The 23,904-nt window shown below is 49.3% G+C and carries 5 protein-coding genes; 4 read left to right on the top strand and 1 reads right to left on the bottom strand.

Annotated elements, in window-relative coordinates; genetic code table 11:
• The first annotated feature begins 91 nt into the window (after window positions 1-91).
• Complete coding sequence (locus tag BLQ13_RS24605) at window positions 92-18,994, top strand: non-ribosomal peptide synthetase (RefSeq protein WP_090924343.1); 18,903 nt, start codon at window positions 92-94, stop codon at window positions 18,992-18,994.
• Window positions 18,995-19,065: 71 nt separating this feature from the next.
• Here the strand turns inward: BLQ13_RS24605 and BLQ13_RS24600 are convergent, their stop codons facing one another.
• The gene (locus BLQ13_RS24600) at window positions 19,066-20,112 is read right to left on the bottom strand and encodes a helix-turn-helix transcriptional regulator (RefSeq protein WP_090924342.1); all 1,047 of its coding nucleotides are present in this window, start codon (window positions 20,110-20,112) and stop codon (window positions 19,066-19,068) included.
• A gap of 96 nt (window positions 20,113-20,208) precedes the next feature.
• Here BLQ13_RS24600 and BLQ13_RS24595 point away from each other — a divergent pair, with 96 nt between their 5' ends.
• The 3 genes from BLQ13_RS24595 (at window position 20,209) to BLQ13_RS24585 (ending at window position 23,822) form a co-directional block, all read left to right on the top strand.
• On the top strand, window positions 20,209-20,652 hold the full coding sequence (locus BLQ13_RS24595) for a VOC family protein (RefSeq protein ID WP_090924341.1): 444 nt from the start codon (window positions 20,209-20,211) through the stop codon (window positions 20,650-20,652).
• Between the two features lie 303 nt (window positions 20,653-20,955).
• The gene (locus BLQ13_RS24590) at window positions 20,956-21,876 is read left to right on the top strand and encodes a methyl-accepting chemotaxis protein (RefSeq protein WP_090924340.1); all 921 of its coding nucleotides are present in this window, start codon (window positions 20,956-20,958) and stop codon (window positions 21,874-21,876) included.
• A 233-nt stretch (window positions 21,877-22,109) separates the two neighbouring features.
• Window positions 22,110-23,822 carry a spore germination protein gene (locus BLQ13_RS24585; RefSeq protein ID WP_090924339.1) on the top strand — a complete coding sequence of 571 codons (1,713 nt, stop codon included), beginning with the start codon at window positions 22,110-22,112 and terminating at the stop codon, window positions 23,820-23,822.
• The last annotated feature ends 82 nt before the right edge of the window (window positions 23,823-23,904 follow it).

Raw genomic sequence — 23,904 nt, 5'->3', positions numbered from 1 at the left:
TTGGAAGGTTATTCTGCCATCGGAGTGGTCTGTGTAAAACCCTTTAATTCAACTTATTAACAAACAATCTCTAAAACGGGAGTGTGTCGATGTGAGAGAAAATACCAACAAGCAATACGGATTAACGCAAGCCCAGCGCCGAATATGGTTTATGGAAATTATGAATCCGGGTACGTCCATCACGATGCTTTCCGCAACTTACCAAATTACGGGTGAGATTGACACACCGCTTCTGGAGCAAGCGACGGGTGAAATCGTCAAAACCTATGATGCTTTCCGCATCCGTCTTAGTGGAGATTTACAACATCCAACACAGTGGTTTGAAGAACTGGAGAATGTGCAAGCCAGGATAAGCCACCTCGAATTAGATACAACTGAACAATTTTATACATGGGTAAACGAAGTAAGCGAAAAACCGGTAAGCGTGTTTGACGAAAACCTTTACCAATTTACAATTATTCATTTTGCAAATGGTCAGGTATGGCTTAATTTGACGATAAATCATATCATTGCTGACGGTTTGTCCGTAAATGCTTTGTTGCATGCCGTGATGGAAAAATATCTGAAACTGCGCAAAGACAAAGGTAAGGTAAAAGGCAAAGTCAAAGAGAATGAGAATGAGAATGGCAGAGATAAAGATATCTCAGGTAATGATCAGGCTCCCTCCTATTTGGATTATATTTCTGCTGAGCAAGAGTATGAGCAATCACAACGTTATCAAAAAGGCAAGGAATATTGGTTGACAAAGTACAGTACGTTGCCTGAAACGACGGGCATTAAATCGGTGCCATCATTCTCCGTTGGCAGTGAGTCCAATAAACTCGCCATCACTTTGGATGGTTCCCGGTATGAACGCATTCTGGCCTTCAGTGAACGATATCAGGTCAGCTTATATACGTTATTTCTGTCCACCATGTACGCCCTGCTGTACAAGCTGACTGACAGCACCGATGTGCCGGTCGGCACGGTTTTCGCCAATCGTACCAGCAAAAAGGAAAAAGAAACCATTGGTATGTTCGTCAGCACTGTGGCCACACGGATTCATCTTGATCCAGACGCTCATCTGATGTCCCTGATCCAGACCGTTTCCAAGGAAAATACGGCGGATCTACGGTATCAGAAATATCCGTATAACCAATTGATCCAGGATTTGCGTGAGCAACATGGACGCAACGATCTGTCGGAGCTTTTCCGCACATCTCTGGAATATCTGCCTCTGAAAATTGAGGAGTACGAAGAAATCAAAGTACGCCTGGAGGCTCATTTTGCCAGACATGAGATGGACGATTTGTTGCTGCGCTTCGACCATATGCTGAATGAAGGACATGTCATTCTGCATGCTTCTTACCGTACTGGCCTGTTCAAGAAGGCCGAAATTGATCGGATTATGGAACAGTATGTAACGGTTCTGGATCAGTTTCTTCAGACACCCGAACTACGGGTATGTGAACTTTCTCTGCTCAGTGATGAGGAGAGACATCGCATATTGAACGTTTTCAACCCGCCAGTGGCAGAACTCAGCGAGGCACAAGCGTTTCATCGATATATTGAAAAGTTTGCAAGGGAAATACCGGATCATCCTGCAGTCATCTATATGGATCAACAGCTGACGTATGGCGAGTTGAACGAGCGGGCCGAACGTCTGGCTTCTCTCCTTCGTGAACAGGGTGTGGGAAAGGAGAGCATTACAGGGATCTGGGCGGAACGTTCGGTCGAACTGCTGGTAGGGGTACTCGCTGTATGGAAAGCGGGCGGAGCCTATGTGCCGCTAGATCCTGATTATCCGGCAGAGCGAATCGAGTATATGCTAAGCGACAGCGAGGCATCGGTGTTGCTTACGCACCGTCATTTGTTGGAGCGGGCCGGAGGTTGGCTGGCTGATGACAGGCTGAAGCTTCAAGCGGTTTATGCCATGGACGATGAGCAGCTTTATACCGGGGACGCAGTTGGCATGGGATTTGACTCTGTCGACAGTGCTCCGCAAGACTTGGCTTATGTGATTTACACCTCGGGTACAACGGGACATCCGAAAGGTGTCATGGTTGAGCATGGCAGTCTCGTAAATACGGCGGATGCATACCGCCTTGAGTACCGATTGGATCAGTTCCCGGTACGGCTGCTGCAACTGGCGAGTTTCTCGTTTGACGTATTCGTCGGAGATATCGCACGCACGCTGTACAACGGGGGTACTATGGTGATTGTGCCGAAGGATGACCGGATTGATCCAAACCGATTATACGGCTGGATTCGGGATCAAAACATTACGGTATTTGAATCAACGCCTGCGCTCATTCTGCCGTTCATGCAACATATCTATGAAGAAAAGCTGGACGTTAGCTCCATGCAGTTGCTGATTACCAGCTCGGATGCTTGCAGTGTTAACGACTATCAATTGTTACAGGAAATATTCGGCGGACAATTCCGCATTATTAACAGCTATGGAGTGACGGAAGCGGCGATTGACAGCAGCTTTTACGATGAACCGTTGGACAAACTGCCGACGTCGGGCCATGTGCCAATCGGCAAAGCTTGGCTGAACGCCAGATTTTATATTGTTGATGCTGCATTAAAGCCAGTGCCTATAGGGGTTCCGGGGGAACTTGTTATTGGTGGTGCTGGGGTAGCCCGCGGGTACTGGAAACGTTCCGACTTAACCGCTGAGAAGTTTGTAGAGAGCCCGTTTGTACCGGGCGAACGTCTGTACCGTACAGGGGACTTGGCTCGTTGGCTGGAAGACGGAAACGTGGACTTCATCGGCCGGATCGATTACCAGGTGAAAATTCGCGGGTTCCGAATCGAACTCGGGGAGATTGAAACGGCTTTGCTACGTTATCCTGACATTAAGCAGGCTGTAGTGATCGACCGTATGGATGAACAGGGACAGAAGTATTTGTGTGGTTACGTGGCTAGCGATGTTTCTTTCCAGATAAGCGATCTGCTGTCTCGATTGAAGGAAGAGCTACCTGTCCATATGATCCCGGCTCGATTCGTATCACTCGATAAGCTTCCCCTTACGCCGAACGGTAAAATTGATCGTAAAGCATTGCCTGAACCGAGCGGAGAGGTAGAGGCAGGACATGAGTATATAGCACCTCGCACAGGGCTTGAAACAAGGATTGCGCTCATTTGGCAACAGGTGCTGGGTATTGCGCGAGTTGGCGTTCAAGATGACTTTTTCGAACTGGGAGGGCATTCTTTGCGAGCCTCCTCGCTGGTTTCCAAGATTCGGAAGGAACTGCAAGTCGAGGTGCCACTGCGGGACGTTTTTCGCTATACCACAATTGAACAGTTGGCCCAGAGAATTGGTAGTTTAAAGAAGCAGGAGACATACGAGATTACAAAGGCAGATGAGGCAGAATATTATCCGGTTTCCTCTGAACAAAAGCGTTTGTACATCCTGCGCCAGCTTGATGGAGCCGAGCGTAGCTACAATATGTCAGCGGCACTTCTTCTTGAAGGTGCATTGGATCATACGCGCGTCGAGCAAGCATTCCGGGCACTGATTCAGCGCCATGAGACGCTGCGCACCGGGATCGAGCAGGTTCAGGGCGAGCTTGTGCAGCGCATCTATGATGAGGTGCAGTTTGCCGTGGATTATTTCCAGGTGAACGAGCAGGAATTAGATCAAATGGTGGAGGCTTATTATCGCCCGTTTGATCTGACCAAGCCGCCACTTCTACGTATCGGCCTGATCCAAGTCGCCAAGAATCGCCACATTATGTTGTTCGATATGCATCATATCGTCTCCGATGGCATTTCGACTGCGTTGCTTTTCGACGAGTTCAGTCGTCTGTATCGGAGTGAGGCACTGGCTCCACTACACATTCAATACAAAGACTATGCTGTTTGGCAACATTCCGAAGCCTATGGGCTGATGCTTGAGCCGCAGAAGGAGTACTGGCTGGAACAGTTGTCGGGTGAATTGCCTGTTTTGGAGCTACCGACGGATCACCCGCGCGCTGCGGTGCAGAGCTTTGAAGGCCGGACTGTGACTTTTTATATCGGGAAAGAACGAACGGAGAAGTTGAAAGAACTTGCGGCAAGGACGGGAACGACCCTGTATATGGTGCTACTGTCGGCGTACTCCATCCTTATGCATAAATATTCGGGCCAGGAAGATCTGATCGTAGGAACGCCGATTGCTGGAAGAACGCAAGAAGAAGTGCAACCTATCGTGGGAATGTTCATCAACACACTGGCCATTCGTAGCCGTCCAGAGCGTTCCAAGCTTTACCTTTCCTACCTTGATGAAGTTAAGGACATCACACTTGGGGCTTTTGAAAATCAAAATTATTTGTTCGAAGACTTGGTGGAGAGTCTGCACATTGCGCGCGCGACTGGCCGGAATCCGCTCTTTGATACGTTCTTCTCCCTGCAAAATACGGAGAACGAGCAAATTGTCATCGAGGGGCTTGAACAATCTTTTTATCCGCTGGAAAACCGAACATCCAAGTTCGAGTTGCTACTAGATATTTCGGAGCTGGATGGTCAGCTTGAATGTCGGTTGGAGTACGCTACGGCTCTGTACAAACAGGAAACTGCGGAGCGGTTCGCCAGACATTATGACAAGTTGCTCGAAACCATCGTAGCAGCACCGGACAGGGACATTGCATCACTGGAGATGCTTACGGGTGAGGAAATCCACGAGCTGATGCACGGGTTTAACGATTCGGAGGCGGACTACCCACGTCAGCAAACCATTCACGGACTGTTCGAAGAACAAGCAGAGCTATACCCGAATAACGTGGCGGCTGTTATGAATGAGAAGCAATTGACCTACCGCGAGTTAAATGAACAATCGAATCGCCTCGCACGAAAACTGAGGGAGACCGGAGTCGAAGCGGATCAGTTGGTGGCCATTTTGGCCGAACGTTCGCTTGATATGGTCGTCGGCATTCTGGCGATTCTCAAAGCGGGCGGAGCTTACGTTCCTGTCGATCCCGACTATCCGGAAGAGCGTATTCGTTTCATGATCGAGGATTCCGGTGCACCATTATTGCTGATTCAAAAGAAATTGCATGAGAAGACGGACTTCGCTGGAACTCGGCTTGAATTGGATGATTTTGTTTGGGGAGATGGCAAAGCGGACTTGGGAAGTGCGCTGGATGTCTCGAACTTGGAACCGATCTCTGGCCCGGGCAATCTGGCCTATGTCATCTACACATCGGGAACGACGGGCAAACCGAAAGGAACGTTGATCGAGCATAAAAACGTTGTGCGCCTCCTGTTTAATGACAAAAACCTGTTCGACTTTGGACCGTCTGATACGTGGACGTTGTTCCATTCGTTCTGCTTTGACTTCTCTGTCTGGGAAATGTACGGAGCACTACTGTACGGAGGTAAGTTGGTCATTGTACCACCGCTCACAGCGAAAAATCCAGCCGATTTCCTGGCACTGTTAGGCCGCGAACAAGTCACCATTCTGAACCAGACGCCAACGTATTTTTATCAACTGTTGCGGGAGGTATTGACGGATCATGCATATGATCTGCGGATTCGCAACGTCATTTTTGGGGGAGAAGCGCTTAGTCCATTGTTGCTCAAGGGCTACAAGACGAAATACCCTGATACGAAGCTGATCAACATGTATGGTATTACGGAGACAACGGTTCATGTGACGTATAAGGAAATTACGTGGGTCGAGATAGAGGCAGCCAAAAGTAATATCGGTAAACCGATCCCTACGCTGAGCGTATACGTTCTGGATGAAAATCGCCGTCCTGTGCCGATTGGCGTGTCCGGCGAAATGTATGTGGCTGGGGAAGGGTTAGCCAGAGGATATCTGAACCGTCCGGATCTGACAGCGGAGAAGTTCGTCGATTCTCCTTTTGCGGAGGGAGAGAAACTGTATCGCTCGGGTGATTTGGCGGCCTGGCTACCGGATGGCAACATCGAATATCTAGGCCGGATCGACCATCAGGTGAAAATCCGCGGTTATCGGATTGAGCTGGACGAAATCGAGACTCAGCTTCTAAATGTAGAGGGCGTGGAAGAGGCAGTGGTGCTCGCTCGTGAGGACAGCGGAGGTGAGAAGGCGCTTGTCGCTTACTTTGTGGCGGATCGTACGCTGACAGTCAGTGCCATGAGAACTGCGTTGGCGGAGGAAATGCCGGGATATATGATCCCGTCATACTTCGTGCAGCTGGAGCGTATGCCGCTGACGTCCAACGGTAAAGTCGATCGCAAATCATTGCCTGAGCCACAAGGTGGCATGGAAACAGGCGTTGAATACGTAGCACCGCGTAACCAGTTGGAGGCTCAACTCGTGAAAATTTGGGAGGAAGTGCTGGGCTATTCTGGCATTGGAGTCCTGAACAATTTCTTCGAGCTCGGAGGCCACTCCTTGCGGGCAATAAACCTTGTCAGCAAAATCAGGAAGGAGATGAACGTCGAACTCCCGTTACGGGATGTATTCCGCTATATGACGGTAGGGGCGATGGCCGAGGCTATTGCCAGCTTAGAAGTAACGAAACATACTTCCATTCCCAAAGCGGAGGACAAAGCATACTATCCGGTTTCTTCTGCGCAAAAAAGGTTGTATGTCCTGAACCAACTGGATAGCTTGGAGCTGAATTACAACCTCCCAAGCGCCTTGCGATTAGAAGGTGTTCTGGATGAAGCCAGAGTGGAAAGAGCACTGGATACGTTGATGGCCCGTCATGATATGTTACGCACCGGTTTTGAAATTGTAAATGGAGAGCCGGTTCAACGTATCCATCCACATGTCGCTTTCAAGATCGAGAAGCTTCAAGCCAGTGAAGATCAGATTGCGTCCATTCTTGAAGGCTTCATTCAGCCTTTTGACTTGAGCGCGCCGCCTTTGCTACGTGCCCTGCTGATCGAACTGGGAGAAGAGCAGTTCCTGCTCGCACTGGATATTCATCATATTGGTTCCGACGGCCTTTCCATGGACGTACTACTGCGTGAATTCGTGCGACTTTACAATGGGGAAGAGTTACCGGAGATGCATATTCAATACAAGGATTATTCCGTTTGGCAACAATCCGAGGAGCAGCGACAGCGCGTTGAGCAACAGGAGGAATACTGGCGTGGGGTATTTAGCTCCGAGCTTCCGGTTCTTGAGCTACCATCTGACTTCTCGCGTCCAGCTGTTCAGCAGTTTGACGGTCAAACGCTCACGTTTACACTGGATGAAGCCAAAAGTGAAGCCCTTAAACGTCTTGCAGGTGATACGGGCTCAACGCTGTACATGCTTTTGCTGGCCGCATACTCCGTATTGCTTCATAAATATGCGGGACAGGAGGATATCGTAGTCGGCACGCCGATTGCCGCCCGTTCACACGCCGACCTGCAACCGATTATCGGCATGTTTGTCAACACGTTGGCTCTTCGTTTGGGTCCAGCGGCAGAGCGGACGTTCATGGAATACTTGCAGGAAGTGAAGGAAACAACGCTTGGGGCCTATGAGCATCAGGACTATCCGTTTGAGGAACTGGTGGAAGTACTTCAGGTGAACCGGGATTTGAGCCGGAATCCGCTGTTTGATACGATGTTTTCTTTACAAAAGCACGAGAGCTTGGATTTAAAGATGGAAGGTTTGCAATGGGCGCTATTCGACATCGAGGAGAAGACAGCAAAGTTTGATCTTAGCTTGGATATCGTGGAAGCGGGGAGAGAACTGGTTTGCAAGATTGAGTATGCTACCTCGCTATTCAGACCTGAAACGATCGTACGGCTGGCAGGGCATTACGAGCATCTTCTGGAGTCGATTCTGGCTCAGCCTGGAGCACGGATTGCGGATCTGGATTTCCTGACGGATGACGAAAAGCATGATTTGCTGGTTGGGTTTGACGTGTCGTCTCTGGCTCTCGCGAAACAATCCTCCGAAGAGGAAGAGGGCACAGATATGGAGGCACATGAAGCTTGGCGGGAGAGAACATTCCACGAGCGATTTGAGCAACAGGCGGAGCGTACGCCAGAAGCACTGGCCGTTGTCTACGAAGATAGCAAGCTGACATATGCGGAGCTGAACGCCAAAGCGAACCGTTTGGCATATATACTGCGGACGCACGGAGTGAAGCCTGAGCAGGTGGTTGGCATTTTGGCTGGTCGTTCCACGGAGCTATTGATTGGGGTGCTTGCCGTATGGAAGGCAGGCGGCGCTTATGTACCGCTTGACCCGGATTACCCCGCGGAACGAATTGAGTATATGCTCGCGGACAGTGGTGCATCTGTCCTGCTCACGCAGACTTGCCTGCTGGAGCAAACAGAAGTCTGGCGTACTGATACAAATCTGATGCTGCAAACGGTGCTTGCGCTTGATGACGAGACAACGTACGGACTTGCAGGGGAAAATGGGGCTGTAGGTACACAAGCTTGGGGTGAAGCATGCGCTGAAGAGAGAGCTGCGTTGCAGGCGGAAGTGGAATTGGCTGCTGCCGAAACCTCTGCCACAGCAGAAGCTGAGAAGAGCACACAAGTAGCAGATCCGGCATCCAATCCTGCAAATGTGAACAAGGCGGGTGATTTGGCTTACGTCATTTACACCTCAGGTACAACAGGCCAACCGAAGGGCGTGGCAGTGGAACACCGTAGTTTGGTGAACACGGCATCTGGCTACCGGAGGGAATACCGTCTAGATCAGTTTCCGATCCGGTTATTACAGCTCGCGAGCTTTTCGTTCGACGTGTTCGTCGGCGATATAGCGCGCACGCTGTATAATGGCGGCACCATGGTCATCGTACCGAAGGATGACCGAATTGATCCAAGCCGGCTGTACGGCTGGATTCGTGACTATGCCATAACGGTGTTTGAATCGACTCCGGCGTTAATCATACCGTTTATGGAACATGTGTATGCCGGAGGTCTCGATATCAGTTCGATGCAGTTACTGATCACAAGTTCCGATGCGTGTAGCGTAGCAGATTACCGTACTTTGCAGGAGCGCTTCGGATCGCAGTTCCGTATTATTAACAGCTACGGCGTAACGGAAGCCGCGATTGACTCCAGCTTCTATGATGAGCCGATGGAGAAACTGCCAAAGACGGGGAGTGTGCCGATCGGGATGGCGTGGCTGAATGCCAAGTTCTATATCGTGGATGCGAATCTGAAGCCGGTGCCAATCGGCGTACTCGGTGAGCTTGTTATTGGCGGTGTGGGTGTAGCCCGCGGTTATTTGAACCGTCCGGATTTGACGGCGGAAAAATTCGTAGATAGCCCGTTCACCGCTGGGGAGCGGTTGTACCGGACGGGTGACCTGGCCCGCTGGATGCCGGATGGCAACGTAGATTTCATCGGTCGGATCGACAACCAGGTGAAAATTCGCGGTTACCGGATCGAGCTTGGTGAGATTGAAGCAGCCATGAATAATGTGGCTGGTGTACGTCAAGCGCTTGTCATGGATCGGATGGATGAGCGGGGGCAGAAATATTTGTGCGCGTATGTCGTAGCCGAATCAAGTTTCGATTTGGAAAGACTGGTGGCTCATCTGGACACAGCCCTGCCTTCCCATATGGTGCCTGCGCGTATGATGCGTCTGGATCAGATGCCGCTTACGCCGAACGGGAAGGTAGACCGCAAAGCGTTACCTGTGCCGGAAGGGAGTATTCGCGCCGAGGTTGCATACACGGCACCACGTACTAATGCCGAGCAAGCACTTGCGTTAGTATGGCAGTCTGTACTTGGTGTGGATCAGGTCGGCACAAAGGACAATTTCTTTGCGCTCGGCGGTGATTCGATCAAGGCCTTGCAGGTATCGTCCCGTCTTTTGCAAACGGGCTACAAGTTGGTCATGAAAGATTTGTTCCATTACCCGACAATTTCTGCCCTTAGCTTAAGACTGCAAACGGTGGAAAAAACGGCTAGCCAAGCCGAAGTAACGGGTGAGGTGATCTTAACTCCGATTCAGCACTGGTTCTTTGGACAAAATCCGGCTGACGTGCATCATAGCAACCAGGCGTTCATGCAATTTTCCAAGCAAGGTTTTGACGAAGAAGCATTACGCCATGCGATGCATCAGCTTGTTGCGCATCACGACGCTCTCCGCACGGTTTACCGTCAAAGCGAGAACGGTTATACAGCTTGGAACCGAAGCGCCCTGGAGAATGAAGCGCTGTTCGATCTGGAAGTTATCGATCTCAAGGGAGTCCGCGACGTTAAAGAAACGGTAGAGGCTAAGGCGAATGACATTCAAGCAAGCATCGATCTGGAAAACGGCCCCTTGGTGAAGCTCGGTTTGTTCCGCTGTGACGACGGCGATCATCTGCTCATTGCGATTCATCATCTGGTTGTAGACGGTGTATCCTGGCGGATTCTGCTTGAGGATTTGGCTACTGGCTATGAGCAGGCTATGCAAGGACAGCCAATTCGTCTACCGCTCAAAACGGATTCATTCCAAACGTGGGCAAAACAACTTGCTGATTATGCCAACAGCTCGGCAATAGATAGCGAAAGAGCGTACTGGCAACAAGTCGAGCAATTGACCTATGAATCGCTTCCGAAAGATTTTGAACAAGGCAGATCGAAGCTGAAGGACAGTGGGCTTGTGACTGTTCGCTGGTCGGCAGAGGAAACGGAACAGCTGATGAAGCAGGCACACCGTGCATACCATACGGAAATGAACGATCTGTTGCTGACTGCGCTTGGCCTTGCGGTACAAGCTTGGAGCGGTCAGGAACGTGTGCTGGTGAATCTCGAGGGTCACGGCCGGGAAGAACTTTTGCCAGATGTGGACATTACACGTACAGTAGGCTGGTTTACAAGTCAATTCCCTGTTGTACTGGAGCTGAGTCATGTTCAGGCTCTCGGTCATCAGGTAAAACAGGTGAAAGAAAGCTTGCGCCGTATTCCGAACAAAGGAATCGGTTATGGCATCCTGCGTTATTTGTCGGCACCGCGTGACGGTGAGGCCTTTACTTTGGAACCAGAGATCAGCTTTAACTATTTGGGTCAGTTCGACCAGGATGTCGAAAGCAACGGGGTGCAGCCGTCTCCATTCAGTGCGGGCGCGGATTCAAGCCCGAATGCAGTGATGGATTTTGTCCTCGATATCAATGGTATGGTGTCAGAAGGCATGCTGGAATTCACGATTCGTTACGGGGAGACCCAGTATAAACGGGAAACGATAGAGAAATTAGGCACCTTGCTTCAATCGAGTTTACGCGAAGTCATTCTTCATTGTGTTTCGAAAGAGCGACCAGAGCTTACACCTAGTGATGTACTGCTTCAAGATGTGACAGTGGAGGAATTAAATCAGTTAGCTGAACAGACGGCGGCGATTGGCGAACTGGAGAATGTGTATATCCTGACTCCACTGCAAAAAGGAATGTTGTTCCACAGCCTGCTGGATGCTGATTCGGAAGCGTACTTCGAACAGGTGACCTTCGATCTGTACGGAAGCTTGAATGTCGAAGCCTTTGCTAAAGGATTGGATACGTTGGTGCAACGGAATGAGGCATTGCGGACCAACTTTATTACGGGCTGGAGAGACGAGCCGATTCAAGTGGTATTCCGTGAGCGAAAGTGTGAAGTGTACTTTGAAGATATTCGCTCGGTAAGCGGTGAAGACATGGAGAAGACCATAGCCGATTTCGTTAGCGCGGATAAAGCGAACAAGTTCGATTTGGCTCAAGGCTCACTGATGCGCGTTACCGTTTTGCGTACAGACGATGAGTCCTACCACGTGATCTGGAGTCACCATCATATTTTGATGGACGGCTGGTGCATGTCTTTTATGATCAAGGAAGTGTTCGAAACCTACTTCGCGTTGCAAGAGAATCGGAAGCTGGAGCTTCCACCGGTTACTTCGTACTCCAAGTATATCGAATGGCTGGAAATGCAAGATGTTGCGCAAGCTTCACATTACTGGTCCGAGTATTTGAAGGGTTACGACGAGCAGACCAAACTGCCTCAGGAAAAAATGAAGCTGAATCAGCATGCTTTTGAGATGGCTGAAATGGATGTGGAACTCAGCAAGGAATTGACCGGGAAAATCGAACGGGTGGCACGCCAGCAGCAGGTGACGCTTAATACGTTCATGCAAACCGTATGGGGATTGGTTCTGCAAATATACAACAACAGTGAGGATATCGTATTCGGCTCGGTCGTATCCGGTCGTCCGGCTGAAATTCCAGGCATCGAAAGTATGATTGGCTTATTTATTAATACCATTCCGGTTCGTATTCAAAGCAAAGCATCGGAAACGGTAGCTAATATTTTGAGAAATACTCAGGATCAGGCACTGACATCGGGAGCTTATGAGACATATCCGTTGTTCGAAATTCAGTCGCTGAGTAAGCAAAAGCGCGACTTGATTAACCATATCATGGTCTTTGAAAATTATCCGATGGAGGAACAGATTGAGCAGGTTGTTGGCGGGGACAAAGAAGCGCTTAAAATCGCTAATATCCAGTCACCGGAGCAAACGAATTACGACCTGGACATTACTGTCATTCCGGAAGAGCATATTTGGCTGCGGTTTACGTACAATGCACTGACCTTCAGAGAAGAAGATATCAGGTCGATCCACGGTCATTTTGCCCGGGCACTGGAGCAGGTCGCGGCTAATCCGAACATCCGTGTGAATCAGTTGGAACTGCTGACAGCGGCAGAAAAGGAACAAATTCTCGGTGGCTTTAATCCAGCGCAACTGGAAGCAGAAACGGCTCCTGCGCTTGCCTTCCACCGTCTGTTTGAGGAACAGGCGCAGCGCGTGCCTGAATCGGAGGCCGTCGTGTACGAGAACGACCGTCTGACGTATGCGGAGATAAACGAGCGGGCAAACCGTTTGGCGACTACGCTACGTGCAAGTGGCATCGGTCGTGAATCCATCGTCGGCATTCTTGCCGAACGTTCGGTGGATTTGCTGGTAGCCGTGCTCGCTGTCTGGAAAGCAGGCGGCGCGTATGTACCGCTCGATCCGGATTACCCGGCAGACCGTGTGCGGTTCATGCTCGAAGACAGTGGAGCAAAGGTACTATTAACGCAAACGCCACTGCGAGAGCGTGCTGAAACATGGCTGGGTGAAGAGGAACTAGCGTTGTCTGCAGTGTTGTATCTCGATGACGAAGCATCGTACAGCGAAGAGCAGGCCAATACGCCGATGAGTTCTGGCATGGATGATTTCCACGAAGCCCGACCAGAGGATCTGGCCTACGTAATCTACACGTCGGGAACGACAGGGCAGCCTAAAGGCGTTATGATCGAGCACCGCAGTCTGGTGAATACGGCGGCAGGATACCGGAGGGAATATCGATTAGATCAGTTCCCGGTGCGGTTATTGCAGCTTGCCAGCTTCTCGTTTGACGTGTTCGTGGGCGATATTGCGCGCACGCTGTATAACGGAGGCACGATGGTCATTGTGCCGAAGGATGACCGGATCGATCCGTCTCGTCTGCACCACTGGATTGAGCAAGAGCAGGTCACTATTTTTGAATCGACGCCAGCGCTGATTGTGCCATTTATGGAATATGTGCATGAGCAGGGGCTGAATATGAGCGGGATGGAGCTGCTTATCACAAGTTCGGACAGCTGCAGCGTAGCAGATTATCGAACCTTGCAGGAACGATTTGGCTCGCAATTCAGAATTATCAATGCTTATGGTGTAACGGAAGCGGCAATTGATTCCAGTTTCTACGACGAGTCACTGGAAATGCTTCCCGAGACGGGGCATGTGCCTATCGGAAAAGCATGGCTAAATGCGAAGTTTTACATTGTGGATGCACACCTGAATCCGGTGCCTGTCGGGGTGCTGGGCGAACTGGTTATTGGCGGGATTGGGGTCGCGCACGGATACCTGAACCGTCCAGAGCTGACGGAAGAGAAGTTCGTAGACAGCCCGTTCTCAGCAGGTGAGCGTTTGTATCGCACGGGAGACTTGGCAAGATGGACGAAAGACGGCAACGTGGATTTCATTGGTCGGATGGACAACCAGGCAAAAATCCGGGGTTACCGGATTGAAACAGGCGAAGTCGAAGCAAAGTTGCTGCGTGCAACGGGCGTGAAGGAAACCGTCGTTGTAGTAAGGGAAGATCAAGAAGGTCAGAAAGCGTTGTGCGCCTATTATACTGCGGAAGAAGGCTTAACCGTAGCAGACCTGAAACGAGCCATCTCAAGCGAGTTGCCGGGGTACATGGTTCCGTCATACTTCGTAGAAATGGAGCACCTGCCTCTGACGCCGAATGGAAAAATCGACCGGAAGGCACTGCCGGCACCAGAGACGGGAGCAGATGGAGGTCGTGAATATGTGGCTCCGCGCACCGAACTGGAGGCCAAGCTGGCTGTTATCTGGCAAGATGTGCTTGTGCGGGAGAAAGCAGTGGGCGTAACTGACAATTTCTTCGATCTGGGCGGACACTCTCTGCGGGCGACAACGCTAGTCAGCAAAATGCATAAAGAGCTAGGCGTACAATTCCCGCTTCGCGACGTATTCCGCTACTCCACGGTTGAGGAAATGGCCAAGGCTATGGAGAAGCTGGAGAACGGCTCGTTCACAGCTATTCCGGTTGCGGAACCGAGCGCGTATTATCCGCTCTCTTCCGCTCAGAAACGTCTTTATATTTTGAACCAGCTGGAAGGAGCCGAGCTGAGTTACAACATACCGGGAGCTATGTTGCTCGAAGGTGAGCTTGACCGACAGCGGTTTGCGGAAACATTCCGTGAACTCGTAGCTCGTCATGAAACGCTGCGTACTGGCTTTGAGATGATAAAAGGCGAAGCGATTCAGCAGATTTATGATGAAGTCGTCTTCGATGTGGAATATGTGCAGATCAGCGGAGATCAAGCGGAAGAGACGGTGCGCCAATTCGTTCGTCCGTTTGATCTTGCGAAGCCGCCACTGCTGCGTGTAGGTCTTGCCGAACTGGCGCCGGACCGGCATATTCTGATGTTTGATACGCATCATATCGTATCTGACGGTGTCTCAATAGACGTACTAATCGAAGAATTCGTACATTTGTACAGCGGTAAGTCGCTTGATCCGCTCCGCATTCAGTACAAAGATTACGCGGTATGGCAACAATCAAACGAGCAGAAGGCGCAGCTTGCTAAGCAAGAAGCCTACTGGCTGGACATGTTCCGCGGAGAACTGCCGGTTTTGGAATTGCCGACTGACTATCCGCGCCCGACAATGCAGCGTTACGAGGGACGTACACTTCAATTGTTTATGAATAGCGAGCAAAGCGAGGGTCTGAAACGACTTGCATCCGAGAACGGTGCAACACTTTACATGGTTCTACTTGCTGGATATACGATATTGTTGCAGAAATACACAGGACAAGAAGACGTGGTCGTCGGTACACCGATTGCGGGAAGAAATCATAGTGACGTTCAGCCATTGATCGGCATGTTCGTTAATACTTTGGCTATTCGCAGTTATCCGGCTGCCGATAAGACGTTCCTTGACTATTTGAAGGAAATCAAGGAGACCACCCTGGGTGCTTTTGAACATCAGAATTATCCGTTTGAAGAACTGGTAGATAAGGTGAGTGTGGCTCGGGACCTAAGCCGTAATCCGTTGTTTGATACGATGTTTGCTTTGCAGAATACAGAGAATTTGGAAATCCAGCTTCCTGGACTCCGCTTATCGACGTACGCCAGCGAAGAGATTATTTCTAAATTCGATCTAAGTTTAGACGTGACGGAGATTGAGGAAGGGTTGGAATATCTGTTTGAATATGCCACAGCTCTTTATAAAACCGAAACGGTGGAGAAAATGGCATCTCATTACTTGCAACTGCTCGAATCCATTCTCCGTAACCCGTCAGGGACCATTGCTGAATTGGATATCTTAACCACTGTGGAAAAAGAACAAATTCTCTGCGCGTTTAACCCGGCGCTTTCAGAAGTGGAAGCTGCTCCTGCAGCTACGTTCCACCGTCTGTTCGAGGAACAGGCGCAACAAGCGCCTGAATCGGAGGCCGTTGTGTACGAGAACGACCGTCTAACGTATGCGGAGCTGAATGAGCGGGCGAACCGTTTGGCCGCTACACTGCGTGCAAGCGGCATCGGCCGTGAATCCATCGTCGGCATTCTCGCCGAACGTTCGGTGGATTTGCTGGTAGCCGTGCTGGCTGTCTGGAAAGCAGGCGGCGCGTATGTACCGCTCGACCCGGATTACCCGGCAGACCGTGTGCGGTTCATGCTGGAAGACAGTGGGGCAAAGGTACTACTCACCCAGAAACCACTTCAAGAACGTGCCGAAGCTTGGCTCGTTGAAGAGGAACTGGCTTTGTCGGCAGTGCTGTACCTCGACGACGAAGCATCGTACAGCGAGGAGCGGGCAAATGCGCCGATAAGTTCTGGTATGGACAGCTTCCACGAAGCCCGTCCAGAGGATCTGGCCTATGTAATCTACACGTCGGGAACGACAGGACAGCCTAAAGGCGTTATGATCGAGCACCGCAGCCTGGTGAATACGGCGGCAGGATACCGACGGGAATACCGATTAGATCAGTTCCCGGTACGGCTATTGCAGCTGGCCAGCTTCTCGTTTGACGTGTTCGTGGGTGATATCGCACGCACGCTGTACAACGGAGGCACGATGGTCATTGTGCCGAAGGACGATCGGATTGACCCGTCGCGTCTGCACCACTGGATCGAGCAAGAGCGGGTGACCCTTTTTGAATCGACGCCAGCGTTAATTGTGCCGTTTATGGAATATGTGCATGAAAATCAGCTGGATATGAGTCAGATGGAACTGCTCATTACAAGTTCAGACAGCTGCAGCGTAGCCGATTATCGAACCTTGCAGGAACGATTTGGCTCGCAATTCCGAATCATCAACGCTTATGGCGTAACGGAAGCGGCAATTGATTCCAGTTTCTACGACGAGTCACTGGAAATGCTTCCCGAGACGGGGCATGTGCCTATCGGAAAAGCATGGTTAAATGCGAAGTTTTACATTGTAGATGCGCACCTGAATCCGGTGCCTGTCGGGGTGCTGGGCGAACTGGTTATTGGCGGAGTTGGGGTCGCGCGCGGATACTTGAACCGTCCAGAGCTGACGGAAGAAAAGTTCGTAGACAGCCCGTTCTCAGCAGGTGAGCGTTTATATCGCACGGGAGACTTGGCGAGATGGACAAAAGACGGCAACGTGGACTTTATCGGTCGGATGGACAACCAGGCAAAAATCCGGGGTTACCGGATCGAAACAGGCGAAGTCGAAGCGAAGTTGCTACAGGTGGAAGGCGTGCGCGAAACCGTGGCGCTGGTTCGAAATGACGCAAATGGACAGAAAGTTCTATGTGCATATTACACAGTGGACACGGGAATGGATCTGGTAGTGAAAGATCTGCGCGGCGCGCTGGCCCAGGAGTTGCCAGGTTACATGATCCCATCGTACTTTGTAGAATTGGAAAACTTGCCACTAACGCCGAATGGGAAAGTTGACTGGAAGGCGTTGCCAGCGCCAGAAGAAGGAGCTGGAGGAGGAAGCGAATACGTGGCGCCGCGAACCAAGCTAGAGGCGAAACTGGTCGCCATCTGGCAGGACGTGCTCGGACTAATAACAATAGGTGTAACGGATAACTTCTTTGATCTTGGCGGGCACTCCTTACGGGCGACAATGCTGGTTAGTAAGGTGCACAAGGAATTGAGTGTAGACTTGCCGCTGCGCGATGTGTTCCGACACTCGACGGTTGAATCGATGGCTGAATTAATCAGTCAATTGGAGTGGCAGGAACACCGATCCATTCCGGTGCTGGATCAGAAGGATTACTATCCGCTCTCCTCCGTGCAAAAACGGTTGTACATCCAGCAACAGATGGAGGGCGCGGAGCTTAGTTACAACATGTCCGGCATGACGGTTCTCGTCGGGCGTTTGGAACGGAATCAATTCGAGTCCGCGCTCAAAGGATTAATCGCTCGTCATGAAGTTTTGCGAACTGGCTTCGAAATGGTGGACGGTGAACCCGTACAACGAATTTATCCGAACTTGGAGTTTGCCGTCGAGTATACCAAAGCGACAGAAAGTGAAACGAGAAATATCGCAGACGGATTTGTGCGAGTCTTTGATTTGGAGCGGCCGCCGCTGTTACGTGTGGGCTTAGTTGAATGGGAAGCGGAACGGCACTTGCTTATGCTGGACATCCATCATATCATCACGGATGGCATGTCGATGGGCATATTCGTCGAAGAACTCTTACGCCTGTATAACGGCGAGACTCTTGAACCGCTTCGAATTCAATACAAGGAATATGCCGCTTGGCAACAGTCTGAGCCTGTAAAAGAACAGCTGAAACGTCAGGAATCCTATTGGCTGGACGTGCTGGAAGGAGAACTGCCGACGCTTGAACTGCCTACGGATTTTGTCAGACCTGTCAATCGCAGCTTTGAGGGAGATGTGCTGCCTTTCAATATCGACCAGCAGATGACGGAAAGCTTGGAACGCATCGCCAGTCAGAACGGTGCTACTCTTTATATGGTCTTATCTGCGGCCTATTCTATCCTGCTCAGCAAGTACTCGGGGCAAGAAGACTTCATTGTAGGCACGCCGGTTTCGGGTCGCACACATACCGACTTGGAGCCACTTATCGGAATGTTTGTCAACACGTTGGCCATTCGCCATTATCCTTCGGGGGAGAAGACATTCCTTGCTTACTTGAACGAAGTCAAAGAAACGATGCTGGGGGCTTACGATCACCAGGATTATCCGTTTGAGGAGCTTGTGAAGAAACTTCAGGTACCGCGAGATCTAAGCCGCAATCCTGTATTCGATGTCATGTTTGCCCTGGAAACGAAGGAAGATAACGTTCAAAACTTCGGAGAGATCCAGATCGAATCTTATCCGGAAAAGCATACAGTTGCTCAATTCGATCTGACTTTGGTCATTTCGATGCTAGATGAGGGGATGACCGGGCAGTTTGAATATGCGACCAAGTTGTTTACACGCAATCTGATCGATAATTTCGCTCAGGATCTGCTCGGAATCATCAGCCAGATTGGCGAACAGCCTTCGATGTTGCTGAAGGATATTTCCCTGAACGGTCAATTCGAACAGGAACAAGACGAGATAGAGGCCATTGATATTATGTTCTAATCTTATACCCGGCTTGGGTGTATGCCGTATTTTTTCTCGGTATGCACTCTACCGGGTATTTTTTATTAGCATCAAATCCACTCCAACAAATTTAAATAGTATTGTCTCAACGATTCCTTCAACATCTCAGGCTCCACAATCTTAATGGAAGTACCGTACCCTGCAAGGTAGCTCACAATGAACTCCAGTTCATGAGGTTCATAGGTTCCGACGAGCAGATAGAATCCGGCTTGTTCTTCAAGGCGCATGGAGGGGTAGTGATTTTGCTGAAATTGATCCATGCCCGCCTCACTGATTTTGCATTGAAATGAGATAGCTTGTTCGGAAGGTTTCCATAGGGAACGGAGATGTTCACTATGTATGTCAGCAAGGTGTGCGACAGGTTCGATCTCCGTTAATACAGCCGAAATGATTCGATCACAGCGAAATACACGGTATGCTTTTTTCTTCAGATCGTATGACTGGCAATACCAGTACCCTTTAATAGAATATAGCGCAATGGGCTGTATAATACGGGTGCTGGTTTTTGTTTTGGAAACTGCTTCTGACTGATCATGGTAATCTTCCAGATTCTCTTTCGTAGGCTCTTTGTTCTCAATAGAAACTGCGACTTTACTCTGCTCCGCCGCACTCCTGTTTTTGTCATGATACGTAATTTGAATAACGATCTGCTGTACTGCGGCATTTAATAGAAGCTCCAGATGAGCACTGTCTTTGATCTGTTCGGTATGTTTAAAAGCGACACGCTGTTGCATGTTATGAATGTTTTCTTGCTGTCTGTCTGATAATGCTGCCATAAATTTCTTATGAACAGATTCAAATGTGGTTCGAAAAGGCAAACTGGTGAAGCTACGGAGAGCCTGCATAGCGAAGTACAGGGCATGAAGCTCATCGGTATTAAAAGAGATCGGAGGCAGTTGCATCTGCTGGAGCAGACGATAACCGCCGTAACGTCCATACTCCGCATAAATGGGCGCACCCATCTCTTCCAAAGACGCAATATCGCGTAATGCGGTTCGTTTGGATATTTGAAACTCTTGCATGAGATCAGGTAGAGTGAAGTGCTGTTTTTGATTAATAAAGCGAAGCATATGGTGTAGACGTTCAGTCTTTTTCATTTGTTGGCATCTCCTCCTCTCAATGGTGTCATCTATTGGCACCTTTAGTCGTTATAGTAATAAGTGTAAGACAGACAAATGAAGGAGGCAAGTCACATGAATGTTGAAGTTATCCCCTTTCTCTCGATGAACGGAGAAGCGGCAGAAGCAATTACATTTTACGAAAAAACGTTGGGTGCGAAAGTATTATTCCGAAAAAGCTACAAAGAAATGAAGCAGATGAGTCCCGATTTCACGTATCCTGACGGCCAGGATGAGTACATCACCCATTCCGTGCTGAAGATCGGAGCGAACAAAATCATGATTGCGGAGGAAGCGATGGATGTGGAGAGACCTTGGGAACTGGGAAACAGTACATCGCTGTGCATTCAATCTCAGGATCAAAGCCAAATGGATGGACTATACGAGGCGTTGACGCAACATGAAGGGGTGAAGGTGCTTGTGCCTTATGGAAGGAATGAATTTAGTCCCGGCTACGGGATTGTCCGTGATCCGTTTGGTGTTATCATTCAGTTATGTGTAACGGTACATGATTTCTAAGTTTTTTTAGTTCAACTTATATAGAATAAAGTCGCCAGAAAAAAGCAAGTTATGATTACCCATAACTTGCTTTTTATGTTGCTCTATATCCCCACAGATTGTGAATAATGACCCAGAGTATGAAGGTTGTATGTACACAAAAAAATATTTTTTGGGATTCGTGCAAATTAGTGATCCATAAGTCCTGAATTCGGGTATCATTACTAGGAGTCAACGCATCGCATGAATGCATCTATCATGAACGGCATGAAGTAATTAAATGCAACACTTTATTGACTATGGGACGGATTGTGGGGGATTTGGATGTCTTTATTGGAGACGGGGCGGCAAGATCAGGTGACGGACGATTTAGTGGTCAAGGCGATGGAGAAAAGTTTGGCGATTATTCGCTTCGACTTAAACCGCAGGGTTACATACGTGAACGATGTATTTGCTTCAAGAATGGGGTATACCAAGGAAGAGATGTATGGAATGCAGCATCGGCAATTATGCTTTGGAACATTTACAGATAGTCCGGCATATGAGGAGTTCTGGAGAAGTATTTTGGCTGGAAACAGCTTTCAGGACAAGATTGAGCGTATGGATGCCAAAGGCCAATCGGTATGGCTCGAAGCTACATATATGCCCGTGTTTGATGCGTCGAATCAGAAGGTACTTGGCGTTTGCAAGATGGCTACGGATATTACGAATCGCCAAAATAACATTACAGCCGTTGTTCAGGAATTGAAGGCGCTATCTCAAGAACTGAATGAGCAGGCAGGTGCCGGAATTGGCCGAAGCCATGAGCTAATGTCTAGCGTTTCTTATATCTCCGAAGTATCTGCAGCTAACCAGTCTACACTAACGCATCTGCAAGAACAGGCTGGCTCCATTCAAGGTGTGGTGCGAACGATTCGGGAAATCTCTTCTCAGACACAATTACTCGCGCTCAATGCAGCGATTGAGGCTGCACATGCAGGAGAGTTCGGCCGAGGATTCGATATTGTGGCGAAAGAAGTGCGCAAGCTGTCAGCCATGGTGGAGAATTCAATTAATGAGATTCGAGACAGTGTAACAGGCATCACCAAAGAGATTACCAATATTACCAATGGTACGAAAAAGGTAGAGGACTACGTGCAACAAAGTCACGAAAGAATTGAGATTGCGTTAAATGATTTCAAAACGATCGCGGACGCGGCCACTTTACTGGATGATAAGGCACAGCATGTAACCCGAATTGTGTAAGCGAAAAATAAATACGGTATGAATTTCAGAACGATTCTGTGCTCATGGCAGGGTCGTTTTTTTGCTGTGTGGATCATATTCCTCGCAAATCAAAAGTGGTCGTTAACCATCAGGCAAGAAAGTGTTCTATTGCATATCCTGCCAAAATCACGGAATTTTTATGGGTAAACAGGACACAATAAGCCGGGAATACCTGTGGTTTGATTTTACAGAGAAGGGAGGATGGATGGAGGGTGTGGTCAACGATCTTATCTTATGTACCGAAATGGACCATCTGGGCACAGGCACTCATGGTGTTTATTGTACCGATTATGATATATTTCACGACCAACTGGTTCCATACGGCAATCAAGCGGGGCAGCTTCTCTCGCAAAAATAAAATGATTCCTTCGCCGAAGGACATTTCACCAGCGGAAGCCGGCATCGGGCCAGGGACAGAAACGGGGCACTATGCCAACATTAAGCTAACCGGAACATACACGACAGATCTGATAACGGTTCGAGAGACGTTTGGCAAAAATGCAGATGTACATATTCGAGAGTTCACCATTCGAGGAACGAACACGAGAGCGGCGATCATGTATACCGAAGGGCTTACGGATACAGATCTGATCGACCAATATTTAATTGAACCTTTGATGATTAAGGGAATACCTGAACTCAAACAGGAAAGCTTCCTTCATCCTGAACAAGCAGACTTCCTGTCCACGTATCTGAAAACTCAAATTCTTCCCGTCAGTGAGGTTCAGGAGACAGAGTCTCTACAGAAGCTTGCAAAAAGTGTTTTAGTAGGGAAAAACGGTTTGTTGGTGGACGGCCTGCCGGGAGCCATGCTGATCGGAACGTCCAGATTAAAGACACGTGGGGTGGATGAACCTTTGTCTGAAGGTTTGCTACGTGGACCGCGTATCGGTTTTACAGAGGAGCTTAGTGATAACACTGGTATTCTACGGCGTTATGGAAGCGATCAGAGTTTGTTTATTGAAAAGTTTGAAGTGGGCAGCCGGATCAAAAAAGACTTGGCTATTGCTTATATTCAGGATATTGCCGATCCTAAACTCGTAACCGAGGTTATAAAACGTGTGAAAAGTATTGATATGGACACGATGCTGGAGTCCGGTTATGTAGAACAACTGATTGAAGATGATGCCTTAAGTCCTTTCCAGCAGATTTTGAATACGGAAAGACCTGACCGCGTTATCGGTGCTTTACTAGAAGGGCGTGTAGCTATTTTGCTGGACGGAACTCCGTTTGTTTTGGTCGTGCCGGTTACCTTCAGCATGTTACTCCAGTCTCCAGAAGATTACTATGAACGTTGGATTCCAAGTACATTCCTTCGAATTTTACGTTTTATGGCAGCTATGCTAGCCTTGCTAGCCCCAGCGCTTTATATTTCCTTCATTTCGTTCCATCCGGGTCTGATTCCGACAAAACTAGTGCTGACGATTATTGAAACCCGTTCGGGTGTACCCTTCCCTTCGATTATTGAAGCTTTGATTATGGAGCTGTCCATTGAGATTCTAAGGGAGGCCGGGATTCGTCTGCCCAAACCCATCGGACCTGCGATGGGAATCGTTGGAGGTTTAATCATCGGTCAGGCGGCAGTACAGGCGGGGATTATCAGTCAGTTTCTGGTCATTGTCGTGGCGGTCACGGCGATTTCATCCTTTACTATTCCGGTGTATAGTGCAGGGCTGACCTTGCGATTGTTGCGCTTTGCTGCCATGTTCAGTGCTGCAGTCATGGGATTGTATGGCGTGGTTATGTTCTTCTTGCTGATGTGCACACATCTGGCTCGGCTCTCCAGCTTCGGGGTGCCTTATATTGCACCAGCGGTTCCGTACCACTTGAGTGATTGGAAGGATTTTGTCATCCGTGCCCCGCTGAATATGATGAGAAGACGTCCAGACATGATGAATCCGACCGATGAAGATCGCAAGAAATAATGTTGATCGAAGTGAAGTTTCGTACCAAACAGTTCTGTACTGTTCAGTTTAGCCTCGTATAATCAGCAGATGGTCTGGAGGT

The sequence above is a fragment of the Paenibacillus polysaccharolyticus genome (genome assembly GCF_900102085.1).
GTDB lineage: Bacteria > Bacillota > Bacilli > Paenibacillales > Paenibacillaceae > Paenibacillus > Paenibacillus polysaccharolyticus.
This window is presented reverse-complemented; position numbering and strand designations above follow the sequence as displayed.